This is a genomic window from Flavobacteriales bacterium, from assembly GCA_025210805.1.
Classification (GTDB): domain Bacteria; phylum Bacteroidota; class Bacteroidia; order Flavobacteriales; family CAJXXR01; genus JAOAQX01.
This window is the reverse complement of record JAOAQX010000023.1, coordinates 159,179-174,972: the sequence shown is the minus strand read 5'-3', so window position 1 is coordinate 174,972 and position 15,794 is coordinate 159,179. Positions and strand designations below refer to the sequence as shown.

Annotated in this window: 14 protein-coding genes; 13 read left to right on the top strand and 1 reads right to left on the bottom strand. The window is 32.5% G+C overall.

Going from position 1 to position 15,794, the window contains the following annotated elements:
• Positions 1-97 precede the first annotated feature (97 nt).
• From N4A45_08775 to N4A45_08715, 13 genes are all read left to right on the top strand, one after another.
• Complete coding sequence (locus N4A45_08775) at positions 98-2,734, top strand: valine--tRNA ligase (GenBank protein ID MCT4665308.1); 2,637 nt, start codon at positions 98-100, stop codon at positions 2,732-2,734.
• A 10-nt stretch (positions 2,735-2,744) separates the two neighbouring features.
• On the top strand, positions 2,745-2,876 hold the full coding sequence (locus N4A45_08770; GenBank protein MCT4665307.1) for a hypothetical protein: 132 nt from the start codon (positions 2,745-2,747) through the stop codon (positions 2,874-2,876).
• A 459-nt stretch (positions 2,877-3,335) separates the two neighbouring features.
• Positions 3,336-4,298, top strand: a complete 963-nt coding sequence (locus tag N4A45_08765; GenBank protein ID MCT4665306.1) for a hypothetical protein — start codon at positions 3,336-3,338, stop codon at positions 4,296-4,298.
• 160 nt (positions 4,299-4,458) lie between these two features.
• On the top strand, positions 4,459-5,145 hold the full coding sequence (locus tag N4A45_08760) for an HNH endonuclease (protein ID MCT4665305.1): 687 nt from the start codon (positions 4,459-4,461) through the stop codon (positions 5,143-5,145).
• A gap of 748 nt (positions 5,146-5,893) precedes the next feature.
• Positions 5,894-6,907 (top strand): hypothetical protein, encoded by a 1,014-nt coding sequence (locus tag N4A45_08755; GenBank protein ID MCT4665304.1) that lies wholly within the window; start codon positions 5,894-5,896, stop codon positions 6,905-6,907.
• Positions 6,908-7,148: 241 nt separating this feature from the next.
• Positions 7,149-7,307, top strand: a complete 159-nt coding sequence (locus N4A45_08750; protein MCT4665303.1) for a DUF5958 family protein — start codon at positions 7,149-7,151, stop codon at positions 7,305-7,307.
• A gap of 2 nt (positions 7,308-7,309) precedes the next feature.
• The gene (locus tag N4A45_08745) at positions 7,310-7,537 is read left to right on the top strand and encodes a DUF5958 family protein (protein ID MCT4665302.1); all 228 of its coding nucleotides are present in this window, start codon (positions 7,310-7,312) and stop codon (positions 7,535-7,537) included.
• A 1,206-nt stretch (positions 7,538-8,743) separates the two neighbouring features.
• Positions 8,744-9,496 carry a hypothetical protein gene (locus tag N4A45_08740; GenBank protein ID MCT4665301.1) on the top strand — a complete coding sequence of 251 codons (753 nt, stop codon included), beginning with the start codon at positions 8,744-8,746 and terminating at the stop codon, positions 9,494-9,496.
• Between the two features lie 189 nt (positions 9,497-9,685).
• Complete coding sequence (locus N4A45_08735) at positions 9,686-10,054, top strand: hypothetical protein (protein ID MCT4665300.1); 369 nt, start codon at positions 9,686-9,688, stop codon at positions 10,052-10,054.
• A gap of 474 nt (positions 10,055-10,528) precedes the next feature.
• On the top strand, positions 10,529-11,299 hold the full coding sequence (locus N4A45_08730; GenBank protein ID MCT4665299.1) for a hypothetical protein: 771 nt from the start codon (positions 10,529-10,531) through the stop codon (positions 11,297-11,299).
• 318 nt (positions 11,300-11,617) lie between these two features.
• On the top strand, positions 11,618-12,517 hold the full coding sequence (locus N4A45_08725; GenBank protein MCT4665298.1) for a dienelactone hydrolase family protein: 900 nt from the start codon (positions 11,618-11,620) through the stop codon (positions 12,515-12,517).
• A 230-nt stretch (positions 12,518-12,747) separates the two neighbouring features.
• Positions 12,748-13,725 carry a prolyl oligopeptidase family serine peptidase gene (locus N4A45_08720; protein MCT4665297.1) on the top strand — a complete coding sequence of 326 codons (978 nt, stop codon included), beginning with the start codon at positions 12,748-12,750 and terminating at the stop codon, positions 13,723-13,725.
• Positions 13,726-13,943: 218 nt separating this feature from the next.
• A complete protein-coding gene (locus tag N4A45_08715) occupies positions 13,944-14,558 on the top strand; it encodes a hypothetical protein (GenBank protein ID MCT4665296.1) in 615 nt (204 codons plus the stop codon).
• Positions 14,559-14,650: 92 nt separating this feature from the next.
• On the opposite strand, the gene N4A45_08710 is transcribed toward N4A45_08715, so the two are convergent.
• Positions 14,651-15,619, bottom strand: coding sequence for a hypothetical protein (locus tag N4A45_08710; GenBank protein ID MCT4665295.1), 969 nt, complete (start codon positions 15,617-15,619; stop codon positions 14,651-14,653).
• Positions 15,620-15,794 lie beyond the last annotated feature (175 nt).

Here is a 15,794-nt window from a genome sequence, read left to right as displayed (position 1 = left end):
GAAAGAGGTTTGCACCAAATAATAAACCTACTTATACCCATATTCACTTGGCATTTACTATTTTTGTATTTGCTTATTAAAAAAACGATTTATTTTCATGGAATTAGCCAGTAAATACAGTCCAAACGAGATTGAAAACAAATGGTATGCATTCTGGATGGATCAAAAAATTTTTGAATCTAAACCAGACCACAGAGAAGCCTTTACCATCGTAATTCCCCCGCCAAACGTTACGGGAGTATTGCACATGGGACACATGCTCAACAATACCATTCAAGATGTATTGATTCGTAGAGCCCGAATGATGGGAAAAAATGCCTGCTGGGTTCCTGGAACCGATCATGCTTCTATTGCTACAGAATCAAAAGTCGTGGCAAAACTGGCAAGTGAAGGAATCGATAAAAAAGACTTGACAAGAGAAGAATTCCTCAAACACGCTTTCGAATGGAAAGACAAACACGGAGGAATTATCTTAGAACAACTCAAAAAACTAGGAGCTTCTTGTGACTGGAGTAGAACTACCTTTACGATGGACGAAGACTATTCTGAGCATGTAATCCATGCCTTTATAGATCTTTACAACAAAGGAAAAATCTATAGAGGAACCCGAATGGTAAACTGGGATCCCAAAGCACTCACAGCACTTTCTGACGAAGAAGTAATCTATTCTGAAGAAAACTCCAAGCTTTATCATATCAAATACGCCATAGAAGGAAGCGAAGAATTCTTAACAATAGCCACCACAAGACCTGAAACTCTTTTGGGTGATACCGCTATCTGTATCAATCCTAATGATGAAAGATACCAGCACCTAAAAGGAAAAAAGGCCATTGTACCCCTCGTAAACCGTGTAATTCCTATTATAGAAGACGAATATGTGGATATGGAATTCGGTACAGGATGTTTGAAAGTTACCCCAGCACATGATCTCAATGATTATGACTTAGGTAAAAAACACCAACTCGAGACCATCAATATCCTTACAGAAGATGGAAAACTCAACAAAAATGCCCAACTTTTTGTAGGACAAGATCGTTTTGAAGCCCGAAAAAGCATTGCCAAAGAGCTCGAAAATCAAGGAATCCTGCTAAAAGCAGAAGATTACCAAAACAAAGTAGGAAGATCCGAAAGATCCAACGCTGTGGTAGAACCTAGACTTTCTATGCAGTGGTTTTGCTCCATGAAAGAAATGGCAGAGCCTGCACTCAAAAACGTGCTAGACGACACCATAAAATTCCACCCAGAAAATACCAAAAACACCTATCGTCATTGGATGGAAAACATCAAAGATTGGTGTATTTCACGTCAGCTTTGGTGGGGACATCAGATTCCTGCATTCTATTACGGAGAAGGAGAAAACGACTTTGTAGTTGCAAAAACGATAGAAGAAGCCCTTCCATTGGCACAAGAAAAAACAGGAAACACGGCACTCACCACCGCAGATCTAAAACAAGATGAAGACGCATTAGACACTTGGTTCTCTTCTTGGCTGTGGCCAATGGGTGTTTTCTCAAAAGAAGAATTAGACTACTATTACCCAGGGGAAACTATTGTAACAGGACCCGATATTATCTTTTTCTGGATTGCCAGAATGATTATGGCAGGTTATGAATACAAGGACGAAAAACCCTTCAAAAACGTATATTTCACAGGACTTATCCGTGACGGGTTGGGAAGAAAAATGAGTAAATCACTCGGAAATTCACCAGATGCCCTTGGACTCATAGAACGATACGGTGCCGATGGAGTTCGTGCAGGATTACTCCTTACTTCTGCCGCTGGAAACGACCTAAAATTCGAATCGGTAGATAACAAAGACGGAAGTGTAGATTACCCACTTTGTGAACAAGGAAGAAATTTCAACAACAAACTTTGGAATGCCCTCCGCCTAACAAAAATGTGGGAAAGCGAAGAAAAAGAAACACCTGCTTCAAACGAAATAGCGATCCAATGGTTTGGAAACAAACTGGCAGAAATTACCGCTTTTGTAAACAAAAACTTTGATAATTACCGAGTTTCCGATGCCCTAAAATCGCTCTATAAACTAATCTGGAACGACTTCTGCTCACAATATCTAGAGGCTATAAAACCAGCCTATGGAGACAGCATTGACCAAGCCACACTGGACAAAACCACCTACTTTTTTGAAGAACTCATGAAACTTCTTCATCCATTTATGCCTTTTATCTCAGAAGAAATTTGGCATAAACTAGGAAGCCAGAAAGAAGGAAAAACCATCATGGAAGAAGCTTGGGCAGACCATCAAGAATTTGATGAACAAAACATCAAAGACCTAGAGCATATTTTCCAGATCAATACCCAAGTAAGAGCCATGAGAGCCTCCAAAGGAATTTCCCCAAGAGAATCTATGGAAGTTTTTGCCACCCATGCCGATTTTGTAAAACCTTACGCCGCTTTGGTTCAAAAACTAGCCAATGTTTCACAAATCCATTTTGATGCAGAGAAACCCCAGCAAGCATTTTCTTTCCGTATAGACGGTTCGGAATATTTTATTCCCGCCAACGAAAATATCAATGTAGAGGAAGAACTCAAAAAATTGCAGGACGAACTCAAAAGAACCCAAGGATCTCTCAACGGAGTACTCAAAAAACTTTCCAACGAAAGATTTATGGCAAACGCACCCGAAAAGGTCGTTATCCTAGAGAAAAAGAAAAAATCGGATATGGAAACCAAAATCCAAGCACTACAAGAACAAATTGCAGGACTGAGCTAAAAATATCTTTATGTTTCTAAACAAAAAGACTCGTCAATACCTTTTGATGAGTCTTTTTTTTTGGAGCGGAAACCCGCTTTCGGCTCAATCTTTTTCTTTTTCTAAGGAAAAAGAAAAAGGATACCGCCTCTATCGGGGCTAGGGAGATCATGCAGGGAAAGATAAGTCCAACAAAATCTAAAAACAATAGCCGTATATTATTCGAATATTCGGTTAATTATACCAATTACGGTGTTAATTTACACATTAGCATAAGCCCCCTTCGAATAGCTTGTCCCGATTTATCGGGAGGGAAAGGGGGATGTTCGACAACGAATTTCTCCGAAAAAGAGACTAAAATCTATGGGTAAATGAACACCGTAATTGGTATTATTCGTTTATCCTTCCTTCGTAAAATTGTTTTTTGTATCTTAGTCTTATGATATTCAAAAATATAAATAGAACCTCTAGATTCACTTCCAAAACCTGTATTTACTGGGCTTTTTGTGTTTTTGATTATGACAAAAAAGTATTAACGTTATAAGGCTTGTAAATGCACTTGTGTTATGCTAGGGTGTGTTTATTCGGTTGTTACAGGGCACAAAAGCAAAACAGTACAAAAATGAATGTTGTTGAATATATTTTCCATCAGATATTAGAAAGAGTAAAGCGAATTCTACCTGAAAGAGAAATTCAATATATGCCAGACGTTTCTGGAATATATAGTTCATATAGAGCATTAACAGACTTAGTGTTTGTTACAGAACGGTATTTACAAACTAAGGTTTTGCCAATCAAGTGGAAAATAATCAAATCTTCTCAATTAAAAACCGAGGGGCTTTCTAAAAAATCGAAAGAAAATTATGAAAGTTTAATTACTCATCTAGAAGAAGGGGATATTAATGTGAATTCAAATTCATTAGGGTTTATTCCAAAATCATCGAAGAGATACTTTGATACTTTTGAAGGAGATAATGAAAAGTGGAGATATAGAGTTGATTTCACAAACCAAATATTTGGAATTAGACATTTTCATTTAGACAATCACAATACAAGAGAAGATAGTTTGCTTTATTATGTGACGGTAAATGATGTAATGTACTTTTTAAGTATTGGAGGTCATAATGATCTGTATACGGACCGAAATCTGAAAATACTTATTCATGAATTTGATTTTTTATTGCCTGTATTAGGGATTGCTTCAATGCCTGACATGCCTTTTGGGGAGAATCCAAATTATTCAATAGATGATGTTAGAAAGATGTGGGTTTCTGGTTTAAATGTTTCATTCATAATAAATGACAAGTACTATACAAGCACAAAACTCCAAACATTTTCAAGAGTAAATACAGAGATAATCAGAATAATCCAGAATATTTATTATCAAATTCAAACAGGACTAAAAGAACATATAGAAGAAAATTCAAATACAGAAATAATTGTAAGTGAAAATCAAAACTTTGAGAACTTAAAGAATGGAATAATTAAACTAGAAAAAATGGGAGTCGATGATGAGTTTGAAATAAGTGTTGATTACTTAAGGATATTACCTTTAATCGATTATTTGATAGAGAATATGAATTAATTACGCACTGTAACAAAAAACACAGTGCATTTGGCAGATAGTATTAATAATAAAGATGATAGCAATTAAGAAAGATGTTGGTAAAACGAAAGTTTAGAGCGTTGAAATGTCAAACGCACCATATTCAAACCGTTGTGCATAATTAGAACCTCATATTGAAATGTCTCTATACAACAGAAAAGAATGGATAGAATTTAGAGAAAACGTAATTGAATCTGACGGATATAATTGCGTGAGATGTGGGCGTTCAAAAAATGAGGTTATTTTACAAGTGCACCATAAAATTTATTTGAAAGGAAAGTTACCCTGGGAATATGGAACTGTAAATTGTGAAACTTTATGTAAAGGTTGTCACGCAGCTGAACACGGAATTATTCAACCAAAAATAGGTTGGGAATTTCTAGGTCAAGAGGATTCGGGTGAATTTAGTAGTGATTGTGAAAATAGTGGTTGTGGAGCAACAATCAGACATAAATATTTGATTTCTCACCCAAATTGGGGTTTTCTTGAAGTTGGCACAGTTTGCTGTGATAATTTGACTGACTCACAAATCGCTTCAAATAAAAGAGAAACTATGAATCGATACAGGAGTAGAAAAATGCGATTCATAAAGTCAAAAAGATGGAAGTACAACGAAGGAAAGTACCTGATAAAGCAAAATTTATTTGAAGTGGAAATCGAGGAAATTAAAAAAACTAACTTTCAACTAACTATCCATAAGCTTAAAAGCAAAGTTAAATATGAATCATTGGAGTTAGCTAAAGAATCAGCTTTTGACACAATTGAATCAGGAACACTTTATGAGTATTTAGATAAACACGAAATTGAATATCGCAAGAAAAAATAACTACGTACAATAACTAAATCTTCAAATCACGCACAGAGCAAAATCTGAAGATCCCGAAACATCGGGATTGACTAAAACCCACACTGTTGTACCGATTACTTACAAAAATATTCAATTAGTTCACTTTGTTCATAATTGACTTTTAGTAATGTATCGGCATTACACTTTTCTTAAATTACACAGAGAAATGGTTTACTTACGTTTCGAAAAACATTTCAAGACACTATGGGTTTTGCGACAAATAAGTTTAGGCTATACAAATCCATTTTTCAGGACTTTAAGAAGATAAAGAGAAGACTTTTGAGCAATCAAAGGTCTTTTTTTGGTAGGAGAATATCGGTTTGTTGTTCGTTTTTTGGTAGAACCTCACTACAAGACATAGCGATCTCATTACGTCTTAGCGTTTCGTTTTTTTTACCTTAGGTTTTGTCTACTAAAAGTTCTCTTTTTTTTCATAATATGTAATTTTGACTTTCTTAAAATTAGAGAATTTTGTAGTTTTAAGTAATTTCGGGAAAAAACTACCCGTGAAACGGGTTTAGTTCAACAATGGCTCATACGTAATGCGGGCTGATAGGAAAAACCGAAAGGTCATTACAAGAAAACCGCTCACAATTTGTATATTAGTAAACAGAAATTTAACCAATAAACAAAAGGATCGCTTGGGTCTGTGCTAAACCATAAGTTCAGCTTTTAAAACCCGCACTACGCATAGCCGAGGACGTTACTCACAATTAAAAAAATACAAATGAAAATATATTTTGCATATAGAACAGCATATAAATCAAACCTAAGACACATTAAAGAATTTGAATCAAACTCTATATATGATTGGTTTATTGAAAATTGGGAAACTTTAAATTCAGACAAATATTCTGATTTGTTAGGAATAGACGTTTATGGTTTTCCCATTGACATTAAAACAGAAGAAGTAAAAGAAAAAAAACAATCTCTTTTTAGTAAACTATTTGAAAAAAAAGGACATAAGGGAAATAAAGATGAATCAAAACCTAAAAAACCTGAAAATTTCCAAAACTTACTTGAATTATTAGAAGAAGGCTTATATATAAATGAAATCACTGGAGATGAAAACTGTATAAAAGTTGCTACTGATGATGATGAAATTGAATTAGGTTGGTTTATTTTCACAGAAGAGTATAAAAAACAAAACAAAGAAAAAACAGAAATCTGGTTTAATGATATTTTACCGACTTCATTTGGAATAAACGGAATTAAAATTAACGAAGACATTCCAACATTAAATGTAAAGGGAAAGAATGAAGGTTATACATATTTCTTGTCCTCACCAATTTATGACGGTTCAAATCTTGAGGATATGACAGTCATAAAAATAGAAGGTGTTAGATTAAATAATCTTCTTGACTTTTTGGTAAATAACGAAATTAATGAGATTGAAGATGTTTTATATTCTATAAATGAATTAAACTACATAAAACATATTGAAAACCAACTAAAAAGCAATAATTTAAAAAAAGTATTAGAAACATTTGCAAACTATCCAATTACGGAACTTGAAGATATAGAAATACAAGAAAAATCTTTATCTGAAATTAAGGAAATGGAATTAAGTAATCTTCCTGAAAAAAGCAAAATTATTGTAAATGAGCATTCTGCAGAAATATCAGTTAACTCGATCGAAATATTTTACAACTATTTTCTATTTATTGATGATTTATGGGTAGAGGAGAATGAAAGATTAGCAAAGTCAATACTGTATTTCGGAGAGAATTGGGATATTTAAAATGATAACTGTGGGTAACAACTAAATCTTTAGATTACTCGCAGAGCAAAATATGAACTCAATAGTCTGTCCCGAAACATCGGGATTGAGAAAAAACCAAGCTGTTGTACTGATTACTTACTGAATACACAATTAATTCACCATGTTCACGATTGACTTTTAGTAATGTATCGGCATTACACCTTTCTTAAAATATACAGAGAAATGGTTTGCTTACGTTTCGAAGAACATTTCAAAAATAATGACAGAGATAGAAGTAAATATTAACAAATACGCTCAAGATAAACTGTCTGACTCTGAGATAATGGATTGGTTTGACCAGTTTGATTTGTCTGCTCAAAAGGGGATTCGAGATAATTTAATTATGTTCATCAACAATCACATCCAACTGACGAGTTAATTTTGACTGCAATAAAAATTGCACCGATTAAAGAAACAATGACACCAGTAGTTCTTTTCAAAACACATGCTTTTAAGATAGCAACTAATAAAACTGTAGACTTACCTGATTCTGAATTACGAAAATCTTTTATAATCATGTTGAGTATTTTCAAGACAGCTGATACTTTTAGACGTGAAACAGAATGTAGAAATGGGTGCGATCATGAATGGCATAATATAAAAGACTAATGAATGTAATACTTCCCCCGCTCCGCCAATTCTAATTCCCCGATACTCGGGACAAGGTGTGTGGACACAGATAATCAAGCCAAATCAACTTTTTTACAAGAAAAAAAAACCTTAATGGGTTTTGTTGTATGCTTTGTGGTTCTTTATTCTCAGTACGGCTACCAATTAAAAATTGTCAGGAGTAAATCACTGTGTGTTTTTGTTGGCGGGAGCGGGGCTAGGGAGATCGAGCAGGGAAAGATAAGTCCAACTAAATCTAAAAACAATAGCCGTATATCATTCGAATATTCGGTTAATTATACCAATTACGGTGTTGATTTACAGGTTGGTATAAGCCCTCTTCGAATAGCTTGTCCCGATTTATCGGGAGGGAAAGGGGGATGTTCGACAACGAATTTCTCCGAAAAAGAGACTAAAATCAATGGGTAAATGAACACCGTAATTGGTATTATTCGTTTATCCTTCCTTCATAAAATTGTTTTTCGTACCTTAGTCTTATGATATTCAAAAATATAAATAGTACCTCTAAATTCACCTCCAAAACCTGTGTTTATTGGGCTTTTTGTGTTTTTTATTATGACAAAAAAGTATAAACGTATAATGACTTATGAATGTGCCTTTGTTATTTGAGGGTGTGTTTATATGGTTGTTGGTGAGTATTTAACAGAACTAAATATGAAAGATGAGATACAAATGAATAACATTCTAAAGCTATCTGTAAAATTAAAGCACGACAGTAAAAGTCAAGTGGAAACGTATTCTAAACTAATGAACATATCTGAAACGGAGTTTAAAAGACTTTATAAAAAAATAATAAAAGTAAATAACGAATCAGTAGAGATAATAGAATACATCAAGGGTGCTTCAATAAAACCTAATCATAATACCGAAAATTTCTTAAAAAAAGGAGGTTTCGTTAAATTGAAAATAATAGAGTTATACTCAAAACATCTCCCTATAATAATTAGTATTATATCCTTAGTCGTGTCTATTATTGCTTTAAATAAGCGATAACAGTTCCACTTAAAGCTCCAATTGAAATTGCTAAAGCAAATGGACTTGGTTTTTCATTTTAAGTCATAACAAGTATTTTTTAGAATTGTCGGATATTTAGAAAAGGCAATCGATTTAAACCTTATAAAACAAAAGCTTTACAACAGAAAACGAAATTAAAACTTCCGTTTGCTTTAAACCTTAACTACAATTATGAAAAAAATAAAACTAACTCTAATTATTGGCTGTTCTCTGATTGGTTTGAGTCTGATTGTCCCACTATTATTTTGGATTAAAGATTATTTTATAAGTATAGAATCACCAATAAATTCAACTATTCTGTCTGAATTTGCTTCATTTCAGGGGGTAGTTATCGCTTTTTGGAGTTTAATAATTAATGTTATTTTAGTTGTTTTAGCTTACAAAGCATTTAAAAATTTTGATGTAAAAAAACAATTTCATAATAAACAGCTAGAAATTGTTTCAGAATTAGCAACTTCTATTAGCTCAATGGAAATATCTAATATGATGTATAAAATGACTCCTGATTCTTCTGGCAAAGAACATCAAATAATAACAGGATATACATTTAGTTTTTTTGAAATTGCATTGGGATTTAATTACTCTAAATTTGACATTATTTGTGTGAGAGGAAATAATATAGAAAACACTTTCCCTTTTTTAAAATTCAAAAACCACCCTCTTTTACCTAAAACTATTTCTGATGAACTCAAAAAACTTTATAGACCACTACAATATTTTTTTTCTATAAATAAAGAGGATTTAAAAACTAAAAGTTACGTTTTATTATACCACGATAAAAAAATGGACTCTGATGATATTACAGCTGGTTGGACATATGAATTTTATAGAACTCCTTCTGACTTTAATAAAGATGTAGCCTCATTAAGAAAATCAATAATCAAATGGTATGAAGAATATGGAGCTGACAATTTAAACATATAAACTAGTGCTAAACAACTAAATCTTCAGATTACTCGCAGAGTAAAATATGAACTCAATAGTCTGTCCGAAAATATCTTGATAGCCTGCCTTTTTGAGAAAAAGCTACCCATGATAGGTGTTCTATTCGCAAACAGATAAATCATTACCAAAAAATAGAAACAAAAAGAGTTTTTTTTCAAACAGATAAATATGACAACTGAGCAGTACATAAAAACTGGACGATTAACAGCATTATTTACCTTTATTATAGGAACAATAATATTCAGTCTTTACTATTTGACTTCTGCCTTTGAAATTCTTTTAGTTGGTTATGGATTTATTGCATTAAATGGACTGATAAACATTGTTATATTAATCGCCATTTTAATAAAGATTCAAAATGCAAAAACGAATAGAAAAAGACTACAGAACACTTCGGTACTAATGTTTCTGAATATTCCAATTATGATTGCTTATTGTCTGGTGGCTATAAATCTACTAGGGACAATGAGAATTAATTTCACTAATGAAACAAACACTACAATTACGGATGTTAATATTGTTGGATGTGGAGGCTGACATATTGATAAACTCGAAGTTGGAGAGAGTAAAACTGTTTGGGTGGAAATAACGGGTGATTGCTCAATATATATTGACTACCTATCAAGTGGGCAAAGAAAAGAAGAAACAGTAGCAGGTTATGTTTCAGCTAGTATGGGACAGAAGGTAAAACACAAAATTGATGGTGTTGACAAGGAAATATTTATATGAAAAATCAAATCTAATAAATAAACCTTCAAATACTCACAAAACAAAACTTAAAAAATAGCTCATTGATATCTGGGAAAACTTGGGTAATTTTAATTAAAAGAGAAAAAAATCCAACAAACTGATCGAGTGACTGAAAGAACATTAGTTCGATTCTCAGAACATCTTATGTCAAACTCTACTAATTGGGTAGCTTGAAGAAGTCAGGAAATGTGGATTTTATTATTGGTAAATGGATTTGGAGGATATCATTCTCTGTGCTATTTTTTTTAAAAAAAGAACAAAATGAAAAGAAACTTATTGATTTTAATATTATTGATTTTTTCAATAAAAAGTTATTCTCAATCAAAGACAATACACGTTTTTGTTGCATTATGTGATAATGAATTTCAAGGTATAGTTCCAGTGCCAGAACAAATTGGAAATGGAAAAGATCCTAATTTAAATCTTTATTGGGGAGCAGGTTATGGAGTGAAATCATTTTTGAAACGAAGAACAAAAGATTGGGTTTTAGTTAAGAAATTACAATCATCTAATCCATATATTTTAGATAGATTACTTTTTAAACATTCAAAAAAAGATGTTTATTTGTTAGCAGATGCTTATGATGGAGAACAAATTAAACTTTGTATTGAAGATTTTTTAAAAGCATCAAATACTCAAAATCCAATTAAAATTAAAGAGAATAATATTGAACTAAATTTTGGAGGAGATTCTGATTTGTTAGCTTATATAGGACATGACGGATTAATGGAATTTGATGTGAATATTACATATAAAGAAATAGAAAAAAAGAAAAGAGATGTTATGATTTTGGCTTGTTATAGTAGAAAGTATTTTACTCCTGAAATTAGAAAAGCTAATGCGACGCCAATTCTATGGACAACTCATTTAATGGCTCCAGAAGCATATATATTAAAAGCTGCAATTGATGGTTGGATTAATAATGAAAATGGAAAACAAATAGATGAACGAGCAGCACAAGTTTATAATAAATATCAAAAGTGCGGGATTAGAGGAGCAAGAAATTTATTCACAACAGGATATAAAAAATAAGCAAAATCTGAACTAGTTAGCCTTCCCCGAAAGCATCGGAATAAGCTAAAACAAAAAGGTCTGCCTTCGTTTCGAAAAAAAATCAAGCTTGCGGCAAATTTATCGTTGGATTCAAGCCTAGGAACAAGACGATTTTTAAAAATACCATAGGTCTATTTTTTTATTTCTAATTTTATCTTTCTTAACACTAGTTATTTTAATGTATTTTTGATTAAAACCACGGGTAAGGGTTTTAGTTTAAAAAAATGAAATCATAGTCGGATATAAGTAGACTATATTTCATATAATCAAACATATACGTAATTCAACTAAAAGATCATGAATAAAAGCAGATCATTTTTTATCCTTGTTATTTTGTTACTGATGTACAGCTGTAATAAAGGTCAGGATAATGATAAAAATGAGGAATCATGTTATTCAAATACAAATTCTCAATCAATTATTCATGATGGTATCGATAGAAAATATGTATTGTATATACCCAGTTCTTATGATGGGAAATCTCCTGTTCCACTAGTATTAAATTTTCATGGTTTTGGAAGTAGTGCAAGTGAATATATGAACTATGCTGATATGCGTACAGTGGCGGAATCCGACACTTTTATTTTGGCATATCCACAAGGTAGTTGTGCTGATGGTTCTTCACATTGGAATCCTTGTCCAACAGGTGGAGACAATAAAAGTAATGTTGATGACTTTGGATTTGTTGAAGCGATGATAAATGATATCTCCTATGACTATAGTGTTGACTCAAAAAGGATTTACGCGGTTGGGTTTTCTAATGGAGGAATGATGGCTTATGGACTTGCAAATTATAAAAGCGAATTAATAGCGGCTGTAGGATCTGTTTCAGGAACTATGTTAGATTGCACAGGACCTACCAGTCATCCCATACCTGTGATACATCTTCACGGGACATCTGATGCGGTTCTTCCTTATCATGGAAACAGCTATTATAATTCTACTCAGAGTGTCTTAGATCATTGGATTGATTTCAATAATACAACCACAAGCCCAACTATAAGCACAGACAATGGTGGAGGAATGACAATTGAACATTATATCCATGATCAAGGTGATAATTTAGTTTCTGTTGAGCATTACAAATACATTGGAGGTAACCATGTGTGGTTCAGCGCTACTTATCAAGGTCAAAGTACCGCCGAATTGATCTGGAATTTTGTATCACGATATGATATTAATGGATTGAGAAAATGACATAAGAAAGGGCTCTTTCTTTATGTCACCCGAGCGAAGCGAACAGATGAACACTTTTTTAAAAAACAACTGAATAAAATAAAGAAAGACCTGTCCCGACTTTTCGGGATCAAAGCGATGGCGTCGAAGTATAGTTTTTATGTAGAAATCACCTTATTAAGGTATTTAAATGTGCTTTTTTGAGTAAGATATGTCTTTAGACTTGTTCTTTTCACTCATAAATAGAAAAAATGAAACAAACGATATTAATTCTGCTAACTCTTTTGAATTTCTCATGTTCAACTCAAGATGCACTAATTGTAGAGAAGCAGAAAATCAATTGGGAGAACTATAAAAATTTGTATGAAAACTTTGATGATAAGAAATTTTCGAAGAAATTTCACTTTTTGGAGAATGTTAATATGTTTGAAATAACATATTTGAGCGATGGATTGAAAATTCAGGCCTTTGCTGCAATTCCTAAGAAAGCAGGAAAATATCCAGTGATACTTTACAATAGAGGAGGAAATCGAGATTTTGGAGCATTACAATTGTTTGAAGGAAAAGCAAAATATCCAGTGGCTTATAATTTTTCAAAAATGGCAAATGAAGGTTATGTGGTAATAGGTTGTAATTATCGTGGATGTGGAGAAAGTGAAGGAAAAGATGAATTTGGTGGAAAAGATGTAAACGATGTGTTAAACTTAATTGAAGTTGTTAAAGAATTCCCAGAAGCTGATGAAACAAAAATTGGAATGTATGGCTGGAGTAGGGGAGGTATGATGACATATCTTACTTTACCGAAAACAAATCAAATAAAAGCTGCAGTTGTTGGAGGAGCACCATCTGACAAAACAGTTATTGATAGACCAATAATGGAGACAAAAGTCTATGCTGAATTAATTCCAAAATATTGGAAAAATAAAGAAATAGAACTAAAAAAAAGGTCAGCCTACTACTTTGCTTACAAATTTCCTAAAGATGTGCCATTATTAATTCTACATGGAAATTCGGATAGGAAAGTAAAAGCATCCAACTCACTAAAACTGGCAAAGGAGTTAAAAAAATATAAGATTCCATATAAATTAAAAATTTATGAAGGTGGAGATCACGGATTGAGAGCATTTAGAGATGAAGTAGACTATGAAGTAATGAACTGGTTTAAAAGATTTCTCAAAAATGAGGAATCATTGCCAAATATGGAATTAAATGGAAATGGAATACGATAAATACTGTAATACTCCCAGAGCACAGTTTGATGATTCAGAACATCAGACTAGGTTTTATTGCCGCTATAGATGTTTAAACATGAATGCAATACGAAATAATACACGAGATATCTTTTCAATTTTTCATGACGGGTATTGTTGATTACAAAGGAAATTTTCAAAAATTGACCTTGACAATTATTTGAAAAGGCTAATTATAAACTTTTAGATTGCTTAATATGAAAACACAAATTAGAATCTTACTTATCATCAGTGTTCTTGTGTTAAAATCTTGTTCTACGGGTTTCTCGACATCTGAATTGCGTAATAATTTTTCAAAAGAAGAGATAGCCGACTTACAGAGAATAACAGAGTATTTTAATAACCAAATATGTGAAGACGAAAACTCAGATTTAAGGAGTTGTTTTCATAAAGTTTTCCCAGATTTATTGGAAGATGATGGGCAATCGGTTTTAGATAATGTGGATTTCGAAAAACAAAAAGAATTATATCATTCCATTTCTAAGTCTACTTTTGAAGGGATCTGGGAGTTTCGAAAAGCAAAGTATTATAGCACAGGTTTGGAATTAAAGACGATAACTTCAAGATATAACGGAAAATACCAAAAATACTTAGTTGAGCTCGGAAAAAACAATACTGAAATTAAAAAATATACTGAAGATCTTATTGACTCTGGTGATTTTGAACCAATAAATTCATTTCAACTAAGGATTTACAAGAATCCATCCAAATTTAATTTAGACAATCCAAATATTCAGTTAGTAATTGCGGTACATTATTTAACCTACAATGATCAACAAAAAAGAACTGATAAGTGGATATCTGAGAAGTAGAATACGTTATGGGGTATTCAGTCAATCCCGATGTTTCGGGATCTTCAGATTTTGCTCTGCGAGCAATCCGAAGATTTAGTAATGGCATTTCGTTATTTTTCTGATTCAATCTTTTTAGTTCGTGCCTTATGTTTGTCAATATCCCAAGTTAAATCCCAAAATCTTATATAATCGGCAAGAGGTCCTAGTCCAACTTTTGCTCGTCTTTTGTCTACATTTTCAGGGTCAATCAATGGTGCAACGAATTTTTCTCCGTTTTTGTCACTGTGTATTTGGCTTCCATATATTTGTCTTTTTCCTTGTCTTAACGCAACTCTATCTTCTAAAAGGGCTAAACTACTTGCTCGTGCATTTCCTATTTTTACAGCCTTTCTCATCATAGGTAAATATTTCAGTTGAGTTTCAATATCAGAATGTTGAATAACTAAAAACAATGTGCTGTTTCCTTGTTCGCCAATTATGTTTGCGCCTAACCAACCTCTTTCGTCAAGAATTTTCTTGATTTTAATTAGATTTATTGAGTCTTTTTTATTAATAATTCTCCAATGAACTTTCATTTCCTCAGAATCCCAACCATATTTCTTTTTAATTTCATCAATTTGAAGTCGATATTTTTGATCTTCAATATATATTGAGTCAAGAATTGCTATTAAAGGTCTATCTAAATCTTTTTCAGATTCTTCTTTATTTGATTTTACTATTGCAATAAGTTCATTCCAACGTTTATCTTTATGTAAGAGGTCTAAATCTGAGTCCGTAGTTATGTGTCCATAATTTTTATAATCAGAATCATTTGCAAGTCGAAATAGATGGTAAAATGCGGTTTTAATATCTTTAGCTAATGCGTATGAACAAGCAGCATTATATCTGTCATTAGGATATGCTTTTCCTTCTATTTGGTCAAAAGCTTCTTTGTATTTATCTGCTGATTTTTGATATTCTTTTGCATCATAAAATTTTTCAGCTTCTTTCTTAAATTCAGTATATTTTTCCAGATTTTGTCCAAAAGTTAAATTGAACAGCAAAAGTCCAATTATTGTAGTTAATAATTTAATCTTCATATTTATTGTTTTGTCTTAATGAATTTCAATGGTTTGTGTATGTCTCGCTTTCTGTGTTCGCCTGCGGCAGTCAACGAAGCTTGTACATTGTTGAACTAAACCCGTTTCACGGCTAGCTTTTCTCAAAAGTACATAAAACTACAAAATTCTCTAATTTTAAGAAATTTAAAGATCA

Coding starts and splice junctions, on each gene's coding strand:
- N4A45_08720 (MCT4665297.1), top strand. CDS start 12,748: ATGAAACAAACGATATTAATTCTGCTAACTCTTTTGAATTTCTCATGT.
- N4A45_08770 (MCT4665307.1), top strand. CDS start 2,745: ATGTTTCTAAACAAAAAGACTCGTCAATACCTTTTGATGAGTCTTTTT.
- N4A45_08755 (MCT4665304.1), top strand. CDS start 5,894: ATGAAAATATATTTTGCATATAGAACAGCATATAAATCAAACCTAAGA.
- N4A45_08740 (MCT4665301.1), top strand. CDS start 8,744: ATGAAAAAAATAAAACTAACTCTAATTATTGGCTGTTCTCTGATTGGT.
- N4A45_08715 (MCT4665296.1), top strand. CDS start 13,944: ATGAAAACACAAATTAGAATCTTACTTATCATCAGTGTTCTTGTGTTA.
- N4A45_08760 (MCT4665305.1), top strand. CDS start 4,459: ATGTCTCTATACAACAGAAAAGAATGGATAGAATTTAGAGAAAACGTA.
- N4A45_08765 (MCT4665306.1), top strand. CDS start 3,336: ATGAATGTTGTTGAATATATTTTCCATCAGATATTAGAAAGAGTAAAG.
- N4A45_08730 (MCT4665299.1), top strand. CDS start 10,529: ATGAAAAGAAACTTATTGATTTTAATATTATTGATTTTTTCAATAAAA.
- N4A45_08735 (MCT4665300.1), top strand. CDS start 9,686: ATGACAACTGAGCAGTACATAAAAACTGGACGATTAACAGCATTATTT.
- N4A45_08750 (MCT4665303.1), top strand. CDS start 7,149: ATGACAGAGATAGAAGTAAATATTAACAAATACGCTCAAGATAAACTG.
- N4A45_08725 (MCT4665298.1), top strand. CDS start 11,618: ATGAATAAAAGCAGATCATTTTTTATCCTTGTTATTTTGTTACTGATG.
- N4A45_08775 (MCT4665308.1), top strand. CDS start 98: ATGGAATTAGCCAGTAAATACAGTCCAAACGAGATTGAAAACAAATGG.
- N4A45_08710 (MCT4665295.1), bottom strand. CDS start 15,619: ATGAAGATTAAATTATTAACTACAATAATTGGACTTTTGCTGTTCAAT.